Below are 14678 nucleotides of genomic sequence, written 5' to 3'. Positions count from 1 at the left end.
CAGGATGAAGATGACGCATCTCAACTTCGAGGACATCTTTCATGCTCCCCAGCCTGTTTATCTCCCACGGCTCCCCCATGCTAGCACTGGAACCGGGCGCCAGTGGCCCGGCGCTCAAACGCCTGGCGGCCGAACTGCCGCGCCCCAAGGCCATAGTGCTGGTGTCTGCGCACTGGGAAAGCCCCGACCTGCGGGTCGCCAGCCACCCGTCACCGGAAACCTGGCATGACTTTGGCGGCTTCCCGCCAGCACTGTTTGCCGTGCAATACCCTGCGCCCGGCGACCCGAAGTTGGCCGCGAACATTGTGGAATTACTGGCAGACAACGGCTTGCCGGCGCGACTGGACGCCAGACGCCCTTTTGACCATGGCGCCTGGGTGCCACTGTCCTTGATGTACCCGGATGCGGATATCCCGGTGGTGCAGGTCTCGTTGCCCAGCCAGTTGGGCCCGGCGGGCCAGACCAGGGTAGGCCATGCACTGGCGGTCTTGCGCAGCGAGGGGATTCTGGTCATCGGCTCGGGCAGCATCACCCACAACCTGCGCGAACTGGACTGGCACGCAGGCCCTGAGAGCATTGAATCCTGGGCCAAGGCGTTTCGTGACTGGATGATCGACAAACTGGCGGCTGATGACGAAACGGCGCTGCATGCCTACCGCACACAGGCGCCTTTCGCCGCTAAAAACCACCCCAGCGACGAGCACCTGCTGCCGTTGTATTTTGCCCGTGCCGCGGGCGGCCAGTTCAGCATTGCCCACCAGGGCTGGACACTGGGTGCGTTGGGGATGGATATCTACCGGTTTGGCTAGCGCCCCGCTCCCACAAAGGCCAGCAAATACAAATCCCGGACAAAAAAAATCCCCGCACCAGGCGGGGATTTTTTTAGCGATCAATCACTGCAAGAGTGATTAATCTTCGCGGTAGCGACGCAGTTTCAACTGCTTGCCAGCAACGCGGGTGTCTTTCAGTTTGGCCAGCAAACCTTCCAGACCGGCTTCCGGCAGTTCTACCAGGCTGAAGCTGTCACGCACCTGGATGCGACCGATAGCTTCACGAGCCAGGCCACCCTCGTTGAGGATAGCGCCCAGCAGGTTCTTGGCAGCGATACCGTCACGCGCACCCAGCGCGGTACGGCAACGTGCACGGCCTTCAGCCAATGGAACCGGAGCACGACGCTCGCGATCACCACGATCAGGACGGTCACCCGAACGCTCGGAACGCTCACGCGGTGCACTGTTAGGCACCAGTGGACGTTCACGCTCGATGGCTGCCAGGGTCAGGGCCTGACCGTTGGTTGCCTTGCGCAGCAGAGCAGCGGCCAGGGCACGCGGGCTGCAGCCGATATCGGCAATCAGGCGATCCAGCAGATCACCGTGAGTCGATTCAGCGTCAGCGACCAGCGGCGTCAGGCTGTTGGTCAACTTCTTGATGCGGGCATCAAGAACAGCCTGGGCATCCGGCAGACGGACTTCCGCAACTTTCTGACCGGTTACACGCTCGATCACTTGCAGCATGCGGCGCTCACGCGGAGTCACCAGCAGCAGTGCGCGACCTTCGCGACCGGCACGGCCAGTACGGCCGATACGGTGAACGTAGGACTCTGGATCGTAAGGCATGTCAACGTTGAACACGTGAGTGATACGTGGAACATCAAGACCACGTGCCGCTACGTCGGTTGCCACAACGATGTCCAGACGGCCATCCTTGAGCGAGTCGATAACGCGCTCACGCTGGTTCTGGGCAATGTCACCGTTCAGCGCAGCAGCTTTGTAGCCTTTGGCTTCAAGGGCGCTGGCCAGATCCAGGGTCGCTTGCTTGGTGCGAACGAACATGATCAGGGCGTCGAAATCTTCAACTTCCAGCAGGCTCAATACAGCCGAGGTCTTCTGGTCAGCGTGAACCAACAGGTGAGCCTGTTCGATCGCGGTAACGGTCTGAGTCTTGGTCTGGATCTTCACGTGTTGCGGATCGCGCAGATGGCGTTCGGCAATGGCACGGATCGACTGCGGCAAGGTTGCCGAGAACAATACGGTCTGACGGGTTGGCGGAAGTGCCTTGAAGATAACTTCAAGATCGTCCATGAAACCCAGTTTCAACATTTCGTCAGCTTCGTCCAGAACCAGGTGGTTCACGGTCGACAGCACTTTTTCGTCACGACGCAGGTGGTCGCACAGACGGCCCGGAGTGGCGACAACGATCTGTGCGCCATTACGGATTGCTTTCAGTTGTGGACCCATAGGGGCGCCGCCGTAAACGGCCACAACGGTAACGCCCGGCATTTGCTTGGCGTAGGTTTCGAAAGCGGTTGCTACTTGCAGCGCCAACTCACGGGTTGGCGCCAGGATCAGGGCTTGCGGCTCGCGCTTAGCAGGATCGATGCGGTGCAGGATCGGCAGGGCGAACGCGGCGGTTTTACCCGTACCGGTTTGCGCCTGACCAATCATGTCGTGACCGGCCATGATGATCGGGATCGATTGCTGCTGAATAGCCGAAGGTTCTTCGTAGCCAGTCGCGATGACAGCAGAAAGAATGTTCGGATTAAGATTAAAAGCGGCGAAGCCGCCGGTTTCCTGGGTCATGGGTCTGCCTCTAAGTGCATCCGCAAAGACCCATGCTCCAAAGCTGCGCATGCCGTGTAAGACTCAAGAGTCGCCCTGGCTGCTTTGTCGGCGGGGATTTGCGAAAACGTTTAAATGAATGGAGCGTTCAGGGTTGTCCGCGAAACGGACGAGCAGCCGAAGCGTGCTTCGGGAAATGCGACACCTAAACGTGGCCCGGCTAAAGGCCGGCGCGCACTATACCGGATTTATCAAAAAAAAGAAGGGGTTTTTTGCCACAAAATCGTCTGTATCCCTCTGTGGACCGGGCTTTAACGTTTTTTTTCGTCCTTGAAAAAGCTTTTCGTGCCGGGCCACTCTGGGTGAAACGCTAAAACGTTTCACCGCTTGGCATCAAGTCGCCGGGCGAATTGCCTTGATCAGGGACTCCAGCGAATAACCCAGACGCGGAGCCAGGACTTGTGCCCGGACTGTCAGCGCGTCGATATCGAGTGCCTGTTCCAGATCAGCAGGTACCATCAGGATGACATTACCCTCCTTGACCGGCAGCTCCCAATAATGGCGGTGATACAGGCCGCGCAGCAACGCAGCCCCCAGCGGCTTGCCATCGTCGGTGGCCCACTGGTTGATGATCAGCCAGCCATTGGGGGCCAGCTTCTTTTGGCAGTTTTCAAGGAATGTCCAGGCCAGGTGACCCGCTGCCGGTCCAAGATCGTTGTACAGATCGACAAAAATCAGGTCCGCGGGCTCGGCGCTGTCCAGCAGCTCCAGGGCATCACCGATACGAATATACAAACGCGGATCATCATCCAGGCCCAGGTATTCGATGGCCAGACGCGGCACATCCGGGCGCAGCTCGATGGCTTCGACATCTTCCAGGGGCAAAAACTTGAGACAGGCCTGGGTCAGGGTTCCGGCACCCAACCCCAGAAACAGTGCGCTTTCCGGAGCGTCATGGCACAACGCACCAATCAGCATGGCGCGGGTGTAGTCGTATTCCAGCCAGCTGGGGTCAGCAGTGAACACGCAGCTTTGCTCGATCGCATCGCCGAATTCGAGGAAACGGTAGTCAGCCACTTCCAGCACTCGAATCATGCCGAAGTCATCATGAACTTCGGCGAGCAGACGCTCTACGCGCTCCTCAGACATTTCCTCTCCTTGCCGCGCCCCGGTACTACCCGCGGCGCTGAAAAAACAGCCACTCGATATCGAGCGCAAAGGCGCGATTGTCGGCCATTGCGGCGCAACAGGTCACGCACTAATTGCTGCTAACATGGGCCATCTCCAACAAATACTAGAGTCTGCGATGAGCCCAATCTGGACCCCTGACAGCTGGCGCGCCCTGCCGATCCAGCAACAACCCCACTACCCTGACGCGGCGCACCTGCTGCGCGTCGAGCAAAGCCTGGCCAGTTACCCGCCACTGGTATTTGCTGGCGAAGCCCGGGAACTGCGCCGACAGTTTGCCGAGGTCACTCAAGGCAGGGCGTTTCTGCTTCAGGGCGGTGATTGTGCCGAGAGTTTTGCGGAGTTTTCGGCAGCCAAGATTCGTGACACGTTCAAGGTCCTGCTGCAAATGGCCATTGTCATGACCTTCGCGGCAGGGTGCCCGGTGGTCAAGGTCGGGCGCATGGCCGGGCAATTCGCCAAGCCGCGCTCGGCCAATGACGAAACCATCAACGGCGTGACCTTGCCTGCCTATCGAGGCGATATCGTCAACGGCATTGGCTTTGATGAAAAAAGCCGCGTGCCAGACCCAGAACGCCTGCTGCAGTCCTATCACCAGTCCACCGCCACCCTGAACCTGCTGCGCGCCTTTGCCCAGGGCGGCTTTGCCGACCTGCACCAGGTGCACAAGTGGAACCTGGACTTCATCGCCAACTCGGCCCTGGCAGAGAAATACAGCCAGCTGGCCGACCGTATCGATGAAACCCTCGCCTTTATGCGTGCCTGCGGCATGGACAGCTCGCCGCAACTGCGCGAAACCAGCTTCTTTACTGCCCACGAAGCGTTGCTGCTGAATTACGAAGAAGCCTTCGTACGCCGCGACAGCCTGACCAACGATTACTACGATTGCTCGGCACACATGCTCTGGATCGGCGACCGCACACGCCAGCTGGACGGCGCCCATGTCGAGTTCCTGCGCGGGGTCAACAACCCGATCGGGGTCAAGGTCGGCCCGAGCATGAACAACGAAGACCTGATCCGCCTGATCGATATCCTCAACCCGGATAACGATCCGGGCCGCCTCAACCTGATCGTGCGCATGGGTGCCGACAAAGTGGGCGATCACCTGCCGCAGCTGATCCGCGCGGTAGAAGGCGAAGGCAAGCAGGTGCTGTGGAGTTGCGACCCGATGCACGCCAACACCATCAAGGCCAGCAGCGGCTACAAGACCCGTGATTTCGCGCAAATACTGGGTGAAGTGAAACAGTTCTTCCAGGTTCACGATGCCGAAGGCAGTTACGCAGGTGGCATTCATATCGAAATGACCGGCCAGAACGTGACCGAATGCATCGGCGGTGCCAATCCGATTACCGAAGACAGCCTGTCGGATCGCTACCACACCCACTGCGACCCGCGGATGAATGCCGATCAGTCACTGGAACTGGCGTTTTTGATTGCCGAGACGCTGAAGCAGGTCAAACGCTGAAGAGCACCCTAACCCTCTCCCGGAGGGAGAGGGGACTGACCGCACGCGGTTTCAAGAACACCGACAATCAGCGCCCTCTCCCTTAGGGAGAGGGCTGGGGTGAGGGGCAGCAAACACCGCGCCCTCACCTGTTAAACGGATCATCCCAAAAAGCCCGATGGCTTTCGGCCTCGATATCCGCCCTGCTCAACCCAAGGTCCTTGAGCGCCGCATCACTGATCTGCCGCAAGCACGCCCGCTCCCGCGACAATTGATACCAGCGCGAAATCCGGGCAATCCACACTACGTCTATTTGACCTTTCATCACTTGAGCCCTCCTGTGGTATGGCTCAAGTGTCTGCGCGGGCATAAGATCAATCCAACGAATGTTTCTTATGCGATACATCTGCGAGATTGATCAATGGCTGAATTTCCCAGCATCGACACCGACCTGCTGCGCACCTTTGCCGCCATCGCCGATCACGGCGGCTTCACCCGCGCCGCCGAAGCGGTCAATCGCACCCAGTCGGCGGTCAGCATGCAGATGAAGCGCCTGGAAGAAGACGTGCTGCAATGTGCGCTGTTCCAGCGCGAAGGGCGCAGTGTCAGCCTGACCCAGGAAGGCGTGGTGCTGCTCGGCTATGCCCGGCGCATCCTCAAGCTGCACAGCGAAGTGTTCAACACCCTGCGCCAACCACAGATGGTGGGCACGGTGAAGATAGGTTCGCCGGATGATTACGTGATGCGTTTTTTGCCCGGCGTATTGTCGCGCTTTGCCCAGGACTACCCGCTGATCAACGTCGAGGTACATTGCGAGCCGTCATCCCAGCTGTTGCAGCGTAATGATCTGGACCTGACGATCGTGACCCGCAAACCCGGTACCGAAATGGGCCAGATCCTGCGCCAGGAACGCTTTGTCTGGATGGTGGCCCAAGGCTTTTCGCCCCATGAACAAACACCCCTGCCCCTGGCAATGTTCAATACCGACTGTTTTTGCCGGACCTGGGCCTGTAATGCCCTGGATATTCAACAACGTGAATACCGGGTTGCCTACACCAGTGCCAGCCTCGCGGCGATCAACGCCGTGGTCAGCACCGGGCTCGCCGTCACCGCTCAGCTACAAAGCCTGCTGACGCCCGACCTGCACATCATCGGCGCGGCCGAGAACCTGCCGGAGCTTCCCTCAGCCAGTATTGTGCTGTTACGCAAAGCCAACAGCGCGTCGTCACCGATCATTGAGTGCTTTGCCGAATACATCGTCGAAGGCTTCAAGCTTTGAGCGCCAGCAACCCCGCGCACAGCAGCAAGAAAGCACAATACAGGCCGCGCAACAGGCGCTCCGGCAAAGCGTGAGCCAGCCTGACACCCCAACTGATGCTTAACAGCCCACCAATGGCCATCGGCACGCCCATGGCCCAGTTGACCTCGTCATGCACTGCATACGTCAGCAAAGTCACCGCCGTACTTGGCGCAGCAAGGGCCAGTGACAGGCCCTGGGCCACAACTTGAGTGGTGCCGAACACACTGGTCAGCACGGGCGCCGCCACCACGGCGCCACCGACACCAAACAGCCCGCCGGTCGTGCCTGCCACGGCACCCAGCACCCCGAACCACGGCCAGCCATAGCGTGAACCGGCCACAGGCGGGGCTGGCGAGGTGTACATTTTGATCAGGTTATAGAGGGTGATCGCCAGCAAAAAGACGATAAAGCCCCAGCGAATGATCCGCGCATCCACGCCAACGGCGAGCATCGCGCCCAACCAGGCGAAGCAAAAACTCATCAGCACCAGCGGCAATGCCTGACGCAAATTGATCCTGTTGCGTTGCTGATAGCGGTACAACGCCAAGAACACATTGGGCACCGACATGGCCAGGGCCGTGCCTTGCGCCAATTGCTGGTCCAGACCGAACCACAACCCCAATACCGGGATCGCGATCAGACCGCCTCCAATTCCGAACAACCCGCCCAGCGCCCCCATGGCGATACCCAAGGCTGCATACATTACAAAATCGATCAGCATTACCACCCCTCGTTGTGAGCACCCATGCTAACCAGTCCCCGGCGCCGGGCAAAGCGCAGAACCGGGGCTTTTTCATCGAGCAAAAAAAAGCCCGGCATCAAGGCCGGGCTTTTTCATCGTGCGGTTAACGCAAGGTTTAAACCTTGGCGCGGCCCTTGTAGGAACCACCGTCACGGGTATCGATTTCGATCCAGTCACCGATTTCAACGAAATCAGCAACGCTCAGCTCGGTACCGTTTTTCAGTTTGGCAGGCTTCATCACCTTGCCCGAAGTGTCGCCGCGAGCGGAACCTTCGGTGTAGTCAACCTGACGCACGATAGTGGTCGGCAGCTCTACGGATACCAGACGGTCTTCGAAGAAGATCGCTTCGCAAACGTCGGTCATGCCTTCTTCAACGAATGGCAGAACGGCTTCGATGTCTTCAGCGTTCAGCTCGTACATGGTGTAGTCAGTGGTGTCCATGAACGTGTAGGTGTCGCCGCTGATGAAGGACAGGGTCGCTTCTTTGCGATCCAGGATCACGTCTTCCAGCTTGTCGTCAGCGCTGTATACGATTTCGGTCTTGTAGCCAGTCAGCAGGTTTTTCAGCTTGGTCTTCATGATCGCGCTGTTACGACCGGACTTGGTGAATTCAGCTTTCTGAACCAACCAAGGGTCGTTTTCGAGCTTGATGACTGTACCGGGTTTAAGCTCTTTACCAGTTTTCATTACGAATATCCGAATTTGGATTGAGATTTACAAAAATCTAGGTCGCGTATCATATCCAATTTCTATAAAACAGTACTAGCGCTTGCGCAAGATCAGCCTGTAATGACTGTTCCAGACACCACTGTTCAGCGTGTGCAGCGATTTCAGGCCAGCATTGGAGCACCCCATTCCAGCTTTCGCCCATCTCGGCGCCAGCATTCCAGGCATGCCAAAGCCCGGTAACCGCCCGGGCGGCCTGTGGCGAAAGGCCTTTGACGTAGAGGTCGAGGAATGCGTTGAGCTTGACCCAGTGCGCGTCTTCTTCCTGCTCATAGATATGCCACAGCAGGGGGCGCCCTGCCCATTGCGCCCGCACAAACGAGTCTTCACCGCGCACTGCGTTGAAATCACAGCTCCATAACAGGTGGTCGTAATCCTCTTGCCTGACGAACGGCAACGCCTGAACGGTCAACGCCCCGCGCTGTTCGACCGCACCCAGGGGTAACTGCTCAATACCCAGCCACTGCAGCAGATCACCCATGATCCGTCCTTGTGGCACCAGCAGGTGGGTCGGCCCGGCCCCCGCCGCCATTGCATCCAGCCAGCTGGCCAGGCCGGTATTTTCATAGGCAAATAATGAAATCAGCCGCGCATTGTGCGCCGGGCAAACCCCCAGCCCCTGCAAAAATACCTGCTTGGCCTGCGGGTCCTGCTCAAAGGCGTGGCGGCGCTGCAACAAGTCTGCCTCACGCAACAGCCCGCCAGTACCGGCATCAAACCCCGGAAAGAAAAACATCCGTTTCAAACCGTCAGGCCGCATCGATGGCAGGCCGTGGCAGCCGCTGACCCAGTCTTCGGCACTCAAGTATTCGAGATTGATCCACAACGCCGGTTTTTCGCGAGCCTTCATCGCCTGCAGATAGCCTTCAGGCAGTTTGCAGGCAAAGGCCTCGACCACCACGTCGGCAACCTCCGTCGCCGGCCACTGCGCCGGCCACTGGCAAACCTCAACCCCCTGCTGCCATTGCTGCGCAGCGCCGACATCCGCCTCGGGGCACAACGGCACAAACGCTCGCAAGTCATCGACCCACAACCGTACGCCCTGCTGATGCTCGGCCACCAACTGCCGGGCCAGACGCCAGGTCACCCCGATGTCGCCGTAATTATCGACCACGCTGCAAAAAATATCCCAGGAGGCTTTCATACCGGGCTCCAACATTCAAAAGGGGGGGATTGTCCGCATAATTGGCTGCGTACAGAAGTCTTGAGACGGATTAATCTGCGCGGCACTCGTGCGACAATCGGCGTTCGTCACTATCAAGCTGCGACCATGAACAAGACTGCTGTGCACCTGCTGATGCTGGAGAAACTCGAAATCGACCTCGATGTCCTCCAGCGCGCGGCGCAAACCGCCTATGAAGCGGCCACCCATGCGGAAAACATCGCCGAGAACAAATACGACACCCTCGGCCTGGAAGCGTCATATCTGGCCACAGGACAGGCACGCCGGGTTGAGGAAATTCGCCAGGCGTTGAAAAACTGCCGGGCCATGACCCTTGCGCCGTACAACCCGGCGCAGGGCATTCAGATCGGAGCTCTGGTCAAGCTGGAAGCGGAAAATGGCAGCGAACAGTGGCTGTTCCTCGCCCCCGATGCCGCCGGGCTCAAGCTCGACCACAGCGGGCAGACGGTCACCGTCATCACCCCGCGCTCACCCCTGGGGGCCGCCTTGCAGGGCAAACAGCTTGATGATGAAGTGCAGATCAATGTAGGCGGTGCGGTACAGGTGTTTAGCGTTTGCGAAACGCTCTAGACAACTGTGGGAGCGGGCTTGCTCGCGATAGTATCGCCCCGGTCACGCAGATAAACCGCGGCAGCTGAATCGCGAGCAAGCCCGCTCCTACCAAAGTTTGATGCATGCCTTACTTGGCAGCAGCCACCATGCGGTTCAACTCACTGCGCACCATGTTGGCGTATTCCGGCGGTGACATGGCGTCCAGTTCCGAGCGCACCCATTCAGCCCACTTGCCCTTGCGCTTGGCACGTTCACCAAACAAACGCGCCGCATCCCCTTTGGCCTTGCCCAGGTTGCTCTGCCAAAGGTCATACAAACGGGATTTTTCATCTTCAAGCGCTGCACGCTCTGCGAGAGGCTTGTTGGCGAGGTTGAAGCTCATGTGAATTTCCTGCGGTGTTAATTAGGTGACATCTTACACCCTACAAAGAAGTGTCTCAGTCTGGTTTTTGACTACGCTGTCAGCTCAGGCGCAAATCAGATGCAACTTTTTAGCATTGGGTTGACTCCATTACATATCACCCCTTTAACCTGCAAGGAGTACCGCAATGGCTCGAAAAAATGCCGTACAAGCTGAAGATCAAATCAAGGATCAAGCGTTCAGCGAACTGCAAGACCTGATTGCCGAATCTGAAAAACTGCTCAAGGACAGCGTGTCCCTGGTCGGTGAAGAAGGCGAAACCCTGCGTGCCCAGGTGAGCCTCAAGCTCAAGCAGGCACTGGATTCAGTGACCAACGTGCGCGAGCGCACCAAGCCTGTGGTCGACGCCACGGAAAGCTACATCGGTGGCCATCCATGGCAGACCGTGGCCATCTCGGCCGGTTTCGGTCTGGTCGTTGGCCTGCTGCTGGGGCGTCGCAACTAACATCGGCTGCCACTGTTGCCTGCACAGCCCCTGGTGTTTATTGCCAGGGGCTGTGCGGTTTAAAATTTAAAACCGCCGACATATTCAGTGACATTCTCCGCTGACATTCTGATACTTCGTCGCATTCCCCATGCCAACGAGACAGTCAATGTCCACGTCTACTGCTGCAACAAAACCTCTTAGCACCGCCCTGATTCTGCTGATGGCCACCGCCACCGGCCTGGCTGTTGCCAGCAACTATTACGCCCAACCCCTGCTGCATACCATCGCCCAGCAACTGGGCTTGAGCATGGGCAGCGCCGGTACCGTGGTTATCACTGCCCAGCTCAGCTATGGCGCTGGCCTGTTACTGCTGGTGCCGCTGGGTGATCTGTTCGAACAACGCCGACTGATCGTCACCATGACCGTGCTCAGCGCCCTGGGCCTTCTGCTAAGCGCATTTGCCCCTTCGTTGACGTGGCTGTTGATCGGCACGGCACTGACCGGACTGTTTTCGGTATCGGCCCAGGTGCTGGTGCCCATGGCGGTCAGCCTGACCGACCCGCAAAGCCGTGGTCGGGTCGTTGGGACACTGATGAGTGGCCTGTTGCTGGGCATTTTGCTGGCCCGCACCGTAGCGGGCGCGCTGTCATCGGCAGGTGACTGGCGCACCATTTACCTGGTAGCTGCCGCCTTGATGCTGATCAGTGCCATCTCGCTGTATTGCGCCCTGCCCAACCACCATCAAAGCGCCGGGCTGAGCTACCCAAAACTGCTGAAGTCGGTGTTCACTCTGTTTATCGAAGAACCCGTACTGCGCCTGCGCGCCCTGCTGGGCCTGCTGACCTTCTCGCTGTTCGCCCTGTTCTGGACCCCCCTGGCCTTTTTGCTGGCGGTACCACCCTACAGCTACTCGGACGCGGTGATCGGTCTGTTCGGCCTGGCCGGCGCCGTCGGTGCGGTAGCGGCCAACTGGGCCGGACGCATGGCTGATCGCGGCAAGGGGCAACAGGCCACCACCGCTGGCCTGCTGGTGCTACTGGCCTGCTGGCTGCCCATGGCATTTGCCGGGCATTCATTGGTGGCTTTGCTGATCGGTGTGCTGGCCCTGGATTTTGCCGTGCAACTGGTCCATGTGAGCAACCAGAACGCGGTGTTCAAAGTCCGCCCGGCAGCCCGCAACCGCCTGAATGCTGGCTACATCACCTGTTATTTCATTGGCGGCGCACTGGGTTCACTGGTAGGTGCGCAGACCTACCCGGCCTATGGCTGGGACGGTATTGTCGTGGTCGGCGCCGTGGTCGCGACACTGGCATTGGCGGTATGGGGCTACAGCCTGCAGCGCGAAAGCAAGCTGCAACCGGTGGGCTAAGCAGCTATATGGCACTTTTCATCGTAATGCGAACTCGCTAGCATGCGAAAAATGCCCTGACCATCCGAGACGCCATATGATCCCTAAAGAATCCCGTAACGAACTGGCCCTGGATACTTTTATCAAGGCGCACCCTGAACTGATCGACGAAATGAAAGAGCTGAGCGCCGAGGATCGCCAGCAACAGATTTTGTGGGCCTTTGAAGACGAAGCCGAAAGCCGCGGCCTGGAAGCCTGGGAACTGGCCCTGGAACTGATCGCCCGCTCCCCCGAAGAACTCAAGAGCATGCGCCTTGAAGTGCATCAGGAAGTCGCCGAAGCCTTGGACATGAGCTGGGAAGAGTACTGCGGGTTCAACGAAATCGCGGTCTGAGCCACGCCACGTTGCATAAAACGCCCGGTCGATCACTCACCGGGCGTTTTTGCACTTAAAGGATCAGGACTTTTGGTGGGCATCCACCAGTTTTTGCGCCATCAGCAGATGCATTTCCAGCTTGGGCAGATACTTTTCGGCAAACGCCTGCAACTCCGGTGACTCGGGATTTTGCGCCTGCTCCTTGTACAACTCGATGGCCTGTTCATGGGCCTTGACCTGGTTGGCCGCATAGGCCGCGTCGAACGAATCGCCCTCCTGCACTTGCAGCATCAGCTTTTTCGCCTTGTCGAGTATCTGCTCATCGCTGGACACCTGCAGGCCCAGTCGGCTGGCAAGATCCTTCAAATCCCGATTGGCATTGGTATGGTCCTTGATGGCTTCCACGGCATAGCTTTCTATGTCCGTCGAAGAGGTTTTACTGATCGCCATACGGCTGGTCTCGATCTCCGCAATCCCTGCTGCATGAGCCTCATCAACAAAGTCTGCCGGACTGGCTGCGACTGCTGTGGCCGCCACGATCAGGGAGCAGACCAGGGCACAACCTGCCACAAAGCGTTTGGGGCCAATCAGGTGTTTCATAACGTCCTCCAGAAAAAGGCAGGTTTATTCCCTGCACAGAATCTGAAGGCACGTGATGGCAAAGGTTTAAATCAAAGCTGTTTTTTCTGACGGATGGCAACTGAAGGCACTTCAGCGAACCCTGAGCCATACTGTCCAGCAACACTTTGCGCCAAACAGGAGAAGCCATATGGACGCCTTCAGGGCCATGCTCGACAACTGGGAGTCCAGATCTCAGGAGTCCAGTGAGCGGGTTGAATACAACCTTTCACTACACAAGCGTGATTTGGTCAAAATCAAGGCTTTCGCCCAAGCCTACGGGCTGGATGAAGCCACCATTACCCAAAGCCTGATTCATTGCGCGCTTGAGCAAGCAGAGCAGGCCATGCCCTATGTGAAGGGCTCTGAGGTCATCAGGATTGAAGAAGGTGAAGAGATTTATGCCGATGCCGGCAAAACCCCAGCATTCGTGAAAGCGGAACAAGCAATTTCCAGAGAACTGGACCTGAACAGTCCGCCTTCCTGAATCAAGTCTTGGGCCGTGACCGGGTAGCGCTGCGCCCGGGGGCACCGGCAGGTGGCGTGTACTGCCGGGCCTGCGCGCAGCCCGCATTCAGCAACAGCACGCCAAAGGGGGAGCAGCCTTATCATCGTCTAAATCCATTTGAGCTCGAATGGGAGCGTTCAATGGCACTACCGGGTAGTAATCCTTCAATCCCGGCGCCACACGACCGAGCATTCGCAACAATTCGGTTCAGGCCAGTTACATAATATCAAACGTTAGTTTTCAGGCCGATATTTAACCCGACGCAAAAGTTAACCCCGCGCCACAAAGTTATTGTCCGACAATATAACGATATATATCCGCTCGTCCGACCAAACCGCCATAAAAACATTAAAACTTGCCCAATAAAATAAATGTGCTTTTCTAGTGAAGCGATCCCAACCCATCGTCTTCAAAGGATGAAGTGATGAACACTGACTCTCGAGCACCCAGTACGACTTTGCCAAAAACCGAGCAGGATTTAATTAACGACGTTACTCAAAAAATCACACAGCACAGTAATGAGCTACGTAAACGCTATCGCGTACTGGGTTTCCAGAATGCCATAGGCGCCAGCGTGATGGCTGTTTCTGTAACTGGCATGATAATAACGGGCACACTGTATATAAAAGGGCTTATTCCCGGCTGGCTTTGTATTGTAATCAATGCGTTGTTGACGTCATTTATTCATGAACTTGAACACGACTTGATTCATCGCCTGTATTTCAGAAAACACCCCGTGGCGCACAACCTGATGATGCTGCTGTGCTGGATAGCCCGCCCCGGTATGCCCAGCCCCTGGTTACGGCGTGAACTGCACTTTCATCATCACAAAGAATCCGGCACCGACACCGATGTTGAAGCCTGGATTACCACCAGCGGCAGCAAGTGGGGGGCCAAGCGCTTTTTAAAACTCATCGACGGTTTTGTCTTTGGCATTGTCAATGCCCTGATCGCACCGACCTGGCAAGAAAAAATCAGGTTGACCGTCAAGGTGCTTCGGTTGAATGCGCCCATGGGGCTTCTGTACTGGGGCTGCTGGTATATATTCCTGGGTTACCACCTCTACACATGGGTGAACTCGCTGATGGGCCTCACCGTTGAGCTCTCTGCTGCCGCATCACTGCTGATACAGGTGGTCAATGCTGCAGTGGTGATTATCGTCGCGCCCAATATCATCCGTCAGTTCTGCCTGTTTTTTATCAGCTCTAAGGAAGCTCCGATCAACTTGCCGCAACCGCGCAGTAAGTTGAAAATCCCGCTGAATTTGGCGCTATTGACCGCGAAAT

Annotated in this window: 17 protein-coding genes; 9 read left to right on the top strand and 8 right to left on the bottom strand. The window is 57.6% G+C overall.

Annotated features, from left to right (window positions below; genetic code table 11):
• Positions 1 to 41: 41 nt before the first annotated feature.
• Positions 42 to 809, top strand: coding sequence for a class III extradiol ring-cleavage dioxygenase (locus GHO03_RS04905; RefSeq protein ID WP_153399307.1), 768 nt, complete (start codon positions 42 to 44; stop codon positions 807 to 809).
• Between the two features lie 99 nt (positions 810 to 908).
• Here the strand turns inward: GHO03_RS04905 and GHO03_RS04900 are convergent, their stop codons facing one another.
• On the bottom strand, positions 909 to 2579 hold the full coding sequence (locus tag GHO03_RS04900; RefSeq protein ID WP_095002244.1) for a DEAD/DEAH box helicase: 1671 nt from the start codon (positions 2577 to 2579) through the stop codon (positions 909 to 911).
• Positions 2580 to 2951: 372 nt separating this feature from the next.
• A complete protein-coding gene (locus GHO03_RS04895; protein WP_095002245.1) occupies positions 2952 to 3707 on the bottom strand; it encodes a spermidine synthase in 756 nt (251 codons plus the stop codon).
• A gap of 157 nt (positions 3708 to 3864) precedes the next feature.
• On the opposite strand from GHO03_RS04895, the gene GHO03_RS04890 reads away from it, so the two are divergent.
• Positions 3865 to 5211 carry a class II 3-deoxy-7-phosphoheptulonate synthase gene (locus GHO03_RS04890; protein WP_095024006.1) on the top strand — a complete coding sequence of 449 codons (1347 nt, stop codon included), beginning with the start codon at positions 3865 to 3867 and terminating at the stop codon, positions 5209 to 5211.
• 124 nt (positions 5212 to 5335) lie between these two features.
• On the opposite strand, the gene GHO03_RS04885 is transcribed toward GHO03_RS04890, so the two are convergent.
• The gene (locus GHO03_RS04885) at positions 5336 to 5515 is read right to left on the bottom strand and encodes a DUF1127 domain-containing protein (RefSeq protein ID WP_133144889.1); all 180 of its coding nucleotides are present in this window, start codon (positions 5513 to 5515) and stop codon (positions 5336 to 5338) included.
• Between the two features lie 96 nt (positions 5516 to 5611).
• On the opposite strand from GHO03_RS04885, the gene GHO03_RS04880 reads away from it, so the two are divergent.
• On the top strand, positions 5612 to 6469 hold the full coding sequence (locus tag GHO03_RS04880) for a LysR substrate-binding domain-containing protein (RefSeq protein ID WP_153399305.1): 858 nt from the start codon (positions 5612 to 5614) through the stop codon (positions 6467 to 6469).
• On the opposite strand, the gene GHO03_RS04875 is transcribed toward GHO03_RS04880, so the two are convergent.
• The 3 genes from GHO03_RS04875 to earP all read right to left on the bottom strand — a co-directional run bounded on the left by GHO03_RS04875 (position 6459) and on the right by earP (position 9103).
• A complete protein-coding gene (locus tag GHO03_RS04875; protein ID WP_176465201.1) occupies positions 6459 to 7208 on the bottom strand; it encodes a sulfite exporter TauE/SafE family protein in 750 nt (249 codons plus the stop codon). The genes GHO03_RS04880 and GHO03_RS04875 overlap by 11 nt on opposite strands.
• Before the next feature lie 139 nt (positions 7209 to 7347).
• Complete coding sequence (locus tag GHO03_RS04870; RefSeq protein WP_016780001.1) at positions 7348 to 7920, bottom strand: elongation factor P; 573 nt, start codon at positions 7918 to 7920, stop codon at positions 7348 to 7350.
• 49 nt (positions 7921 to 7969) lie between these two features.
• Positions 7970 to 9103, bottom strand: a complete 1134-nt coding sequence (gene earP, locus GHO03_RS04865; RefSeq protein WP_095019386.1) for an elongation factor P maturation arginine rhamnosyltransferase EarP — start codon at positions 9101 to 9103, stop codon at positions 7970 to 7972.
• Between the two features lie 126 nt (positions 9104 to 9229).
• Here earP and GHO03_RS04860 point away from each other — a divergent pair, with 126 nt between their 5' ends.
• Positions 9230 to 9712: a GreA/GreB family elongation factor gene (locus tag GHO03_RS04860; protein ID WP_133144888.1), complete on the top strand. Its 483-nt coding sequence runs from the start codon at positions 9230 to 9232 to the stop codon at positions 9710 to 9712.
• A 109-nt stretch (positions 9713 to 9821) separates the two neighbouring features.
• Here the strand turns inward: GHO03_RS04860 and GHO03_RS04855 are convergent, their stop codons facing one another.
• On the bottom strand, positions 9822 to 10076 hold the full coding sequence (locus GHO03_RS04855; protein ID WP_095002251.1) for a hypothetical protein: 255 nt from the start codon (positions 10074 to 10076) through the stop codon (positions 9822 to 9824).
• A gap of 166 nt (positions 10077 to 10242) precedes the next feature.
• On the opposite strand from GHO03_RS04855, the gene GHO03_RS04850 reads away from it, so the two are divergent.
• The 3 genes from GHO03_RS04850 (at position 10243) to GHO03_RS04840 (ending at position 12284) form a co-directional block, all read left to right on the top strand.
• The gene (locus tag GHO03_RS04850) at positions 10243 to 10560 is read left to right on the top strand and encodes a YqjD family protein (RefSeq protein WP_095002252.1); all 318 of its coding nucleotides are present in this window, start codon (positions 10243 to 10245) and stop codon (positions 10558 to 10560) included.
• 148 nt (positions 10561 to 10708) lie between these two features.
• On the top strand, positions 10709 to 11911 hold the full coding sequence (locus GHO03_RS04845; protein WP_153399303.1) for an MFS transporter: 1203 nt from the start codon (positions 10709 to 10711) through the stop codon (positions 11909 to 11911).
• Between the two features lie 76 nt (positions 11912 to 11987).
• Positions 11988 to 12284, top strand: a complete 297-nt coding sequence (locus tag GHO03_RS04840; protein ID WP_133144887.1) for a DUF6388 family protein — start codon at positions 11988 to 11990, stop codon at positions 12282 to 12284.
• Positions 12285 to 12347: 63 nt separating this feature from the next.
• Here GHO03_RS04840 and GHO03_RS04835 read toward each other — a convergent pair whose 3' ends face one another.
• A complete protein-coding gene (locus GHO03_RS04835; RefSeq protein WP_133144886.1) occupies positions 12348 to 12866 on the bottom strand; it encodes a DUF4142 domain-containing protein in 519 nt (172 codons plus the stop codon).
• Positions 12867 to 13035: 169 nt separating this feature from the next.
• Between GHO03_RS04835 and GHO03_RS04830 the strand changes: the two genes are divergently transcribed.
• Positions 13036 to 13371, top strand: a complete 336-nt coding sequence (locus GHO03_RS04830) for a hypothetical protein (RefSeq protein WP_130872522.1) — start codon at positions 13036 to 13038, stop codon at positions 13369 to 13371.
• A gap of 445 nt (positions 13372 to 13816) precedes the next feature.
• On the top strand, positions 13817 to 14678 hold an 862-nt coding region (locus GHO03_RS04825; RefSeq protein ID WP_256668412.1), incomplete at its 3' end, for a fatty acid desaturase.

Source organism: Pseudomonas sp. FSL R10-1339 (assembly GCF_009600545.1).
Lineage (GTDB): Bacteria > Pseudomonadota > Gammaproteobacteria > Pseudomonadales > Pseudomonadaceae > Aquipseudomonas > Aquipseudomonas bubulae.
Note: the sequence above shows the minus strand (reverse complement) of the source record. Positions and strands in the feature narration are given on the sequence as shown.

Bases quoted from the DNA above. Each gene is read 5' to 3' on its own strand.
- GHO03_RS04905 (WP_153399307.1), top strand. From the start codon at position 42: ATGCTCCCCAGCCTGTTTATCTCCCACGGCTCCCCCATGCTAGCACTG.
- GHO03_RS04900 (WP_095002244.1), bottom strand. From the start codon at position 2,579: ATGACCCAGGAAACCGGCGGCTTCGCCGCTTTTAATCTTAATCCGAAC.
- GHO03_RS04895 (WP_095002245.1), bottom strand. From the start codon at position 3,707: ATGTCTGAGGAGCGCGTAGAGCGTCTGCTCGCCGAAGTTCATGATGAC.
- GHO03_RS04890 (WP_095024006.1), top strand. From the start codon at position 3,865: ATGAGCCCAATCTGGACCCCTGACAGCTGGCGCGCCCTGCCGATCCAG.
- GHO03_RS04885 (WP_133144889.1), bottom strand. From the start codon at position 5,515: ATGAAAGGTCAAATAGACGTAGTGTGGATTGCCCGGATTTCGCGCTGG.
- GHO03_RS04880 (WP_153399305.1), top strand. From the start codon at position 5,612: ATGGCTGAATTTCCCAGCATCGACACCGACCTGCTGCGCACCTTTGCC.
- GHO03_RS04870 (WP_016780001.1), bottom strand. From the start codon at position 7,920: ATGAAAACTGGTAAAGAGCTTAAACCCGGTACAGTCATCAAGCTCGAA.
- earP (WP_095019386.1), bottom strand. From the start codon at position 9,103: ATGAAAGCCTCCTGGGATATTTTTTGCAGCGTGGTCGATAATTACGGC.
- GHO03_RS04860 (WP_133144888.1), top strand. From the start codon at position 9,230: ATGAACAAGACTGCTGTGCACCTGCTGATGCTGGAGAAACTCGAAATC.
- GHO03_RS04855 (WP_095002251.1), bottom strand. From the start codon at position 10,076: ATGAGCTTCAACCTCGCCAACAAGCCTCTCGCAGAGCGTGCAGCGCTT.
- GHO03_RS04850 (WP_095002252.1), top strand. From the start codon at position 10,243: ATGGCTCGAAAAAATGCCGTACAAGCTGAAGATCAAATCAAGGATCAA.
- GHO03_RS04845 (WP_153399303.1), top strand. From the start codon at position 10,709: ATGTCCACGTCTACTGCTGCAACAAAACCTCTTAGCACCGCCCTGATT.
- GHO03_RS04840 (WP_133144887.1), top strand. From the start codon at position 11,988: ATGATCCCTAAAGAATCCCGTAACGAACTGGCCCTGGATACTTTTATC.
- GHO03_RS04835 (WP_133144886.1), bottom strand. From the start codon at position 12,866: ATGAAACACCTGATTGGCCCCAAACGCTTTGTGGCAGGTTGTGCCCTG.
- GHO03_RS04830 (WP_130872522.1), top strand. From the start codon at position 13,036: ATGGACGCCTTCAGGGCCATGCTCGACAACTGGGAGTCCAGATCTCAG.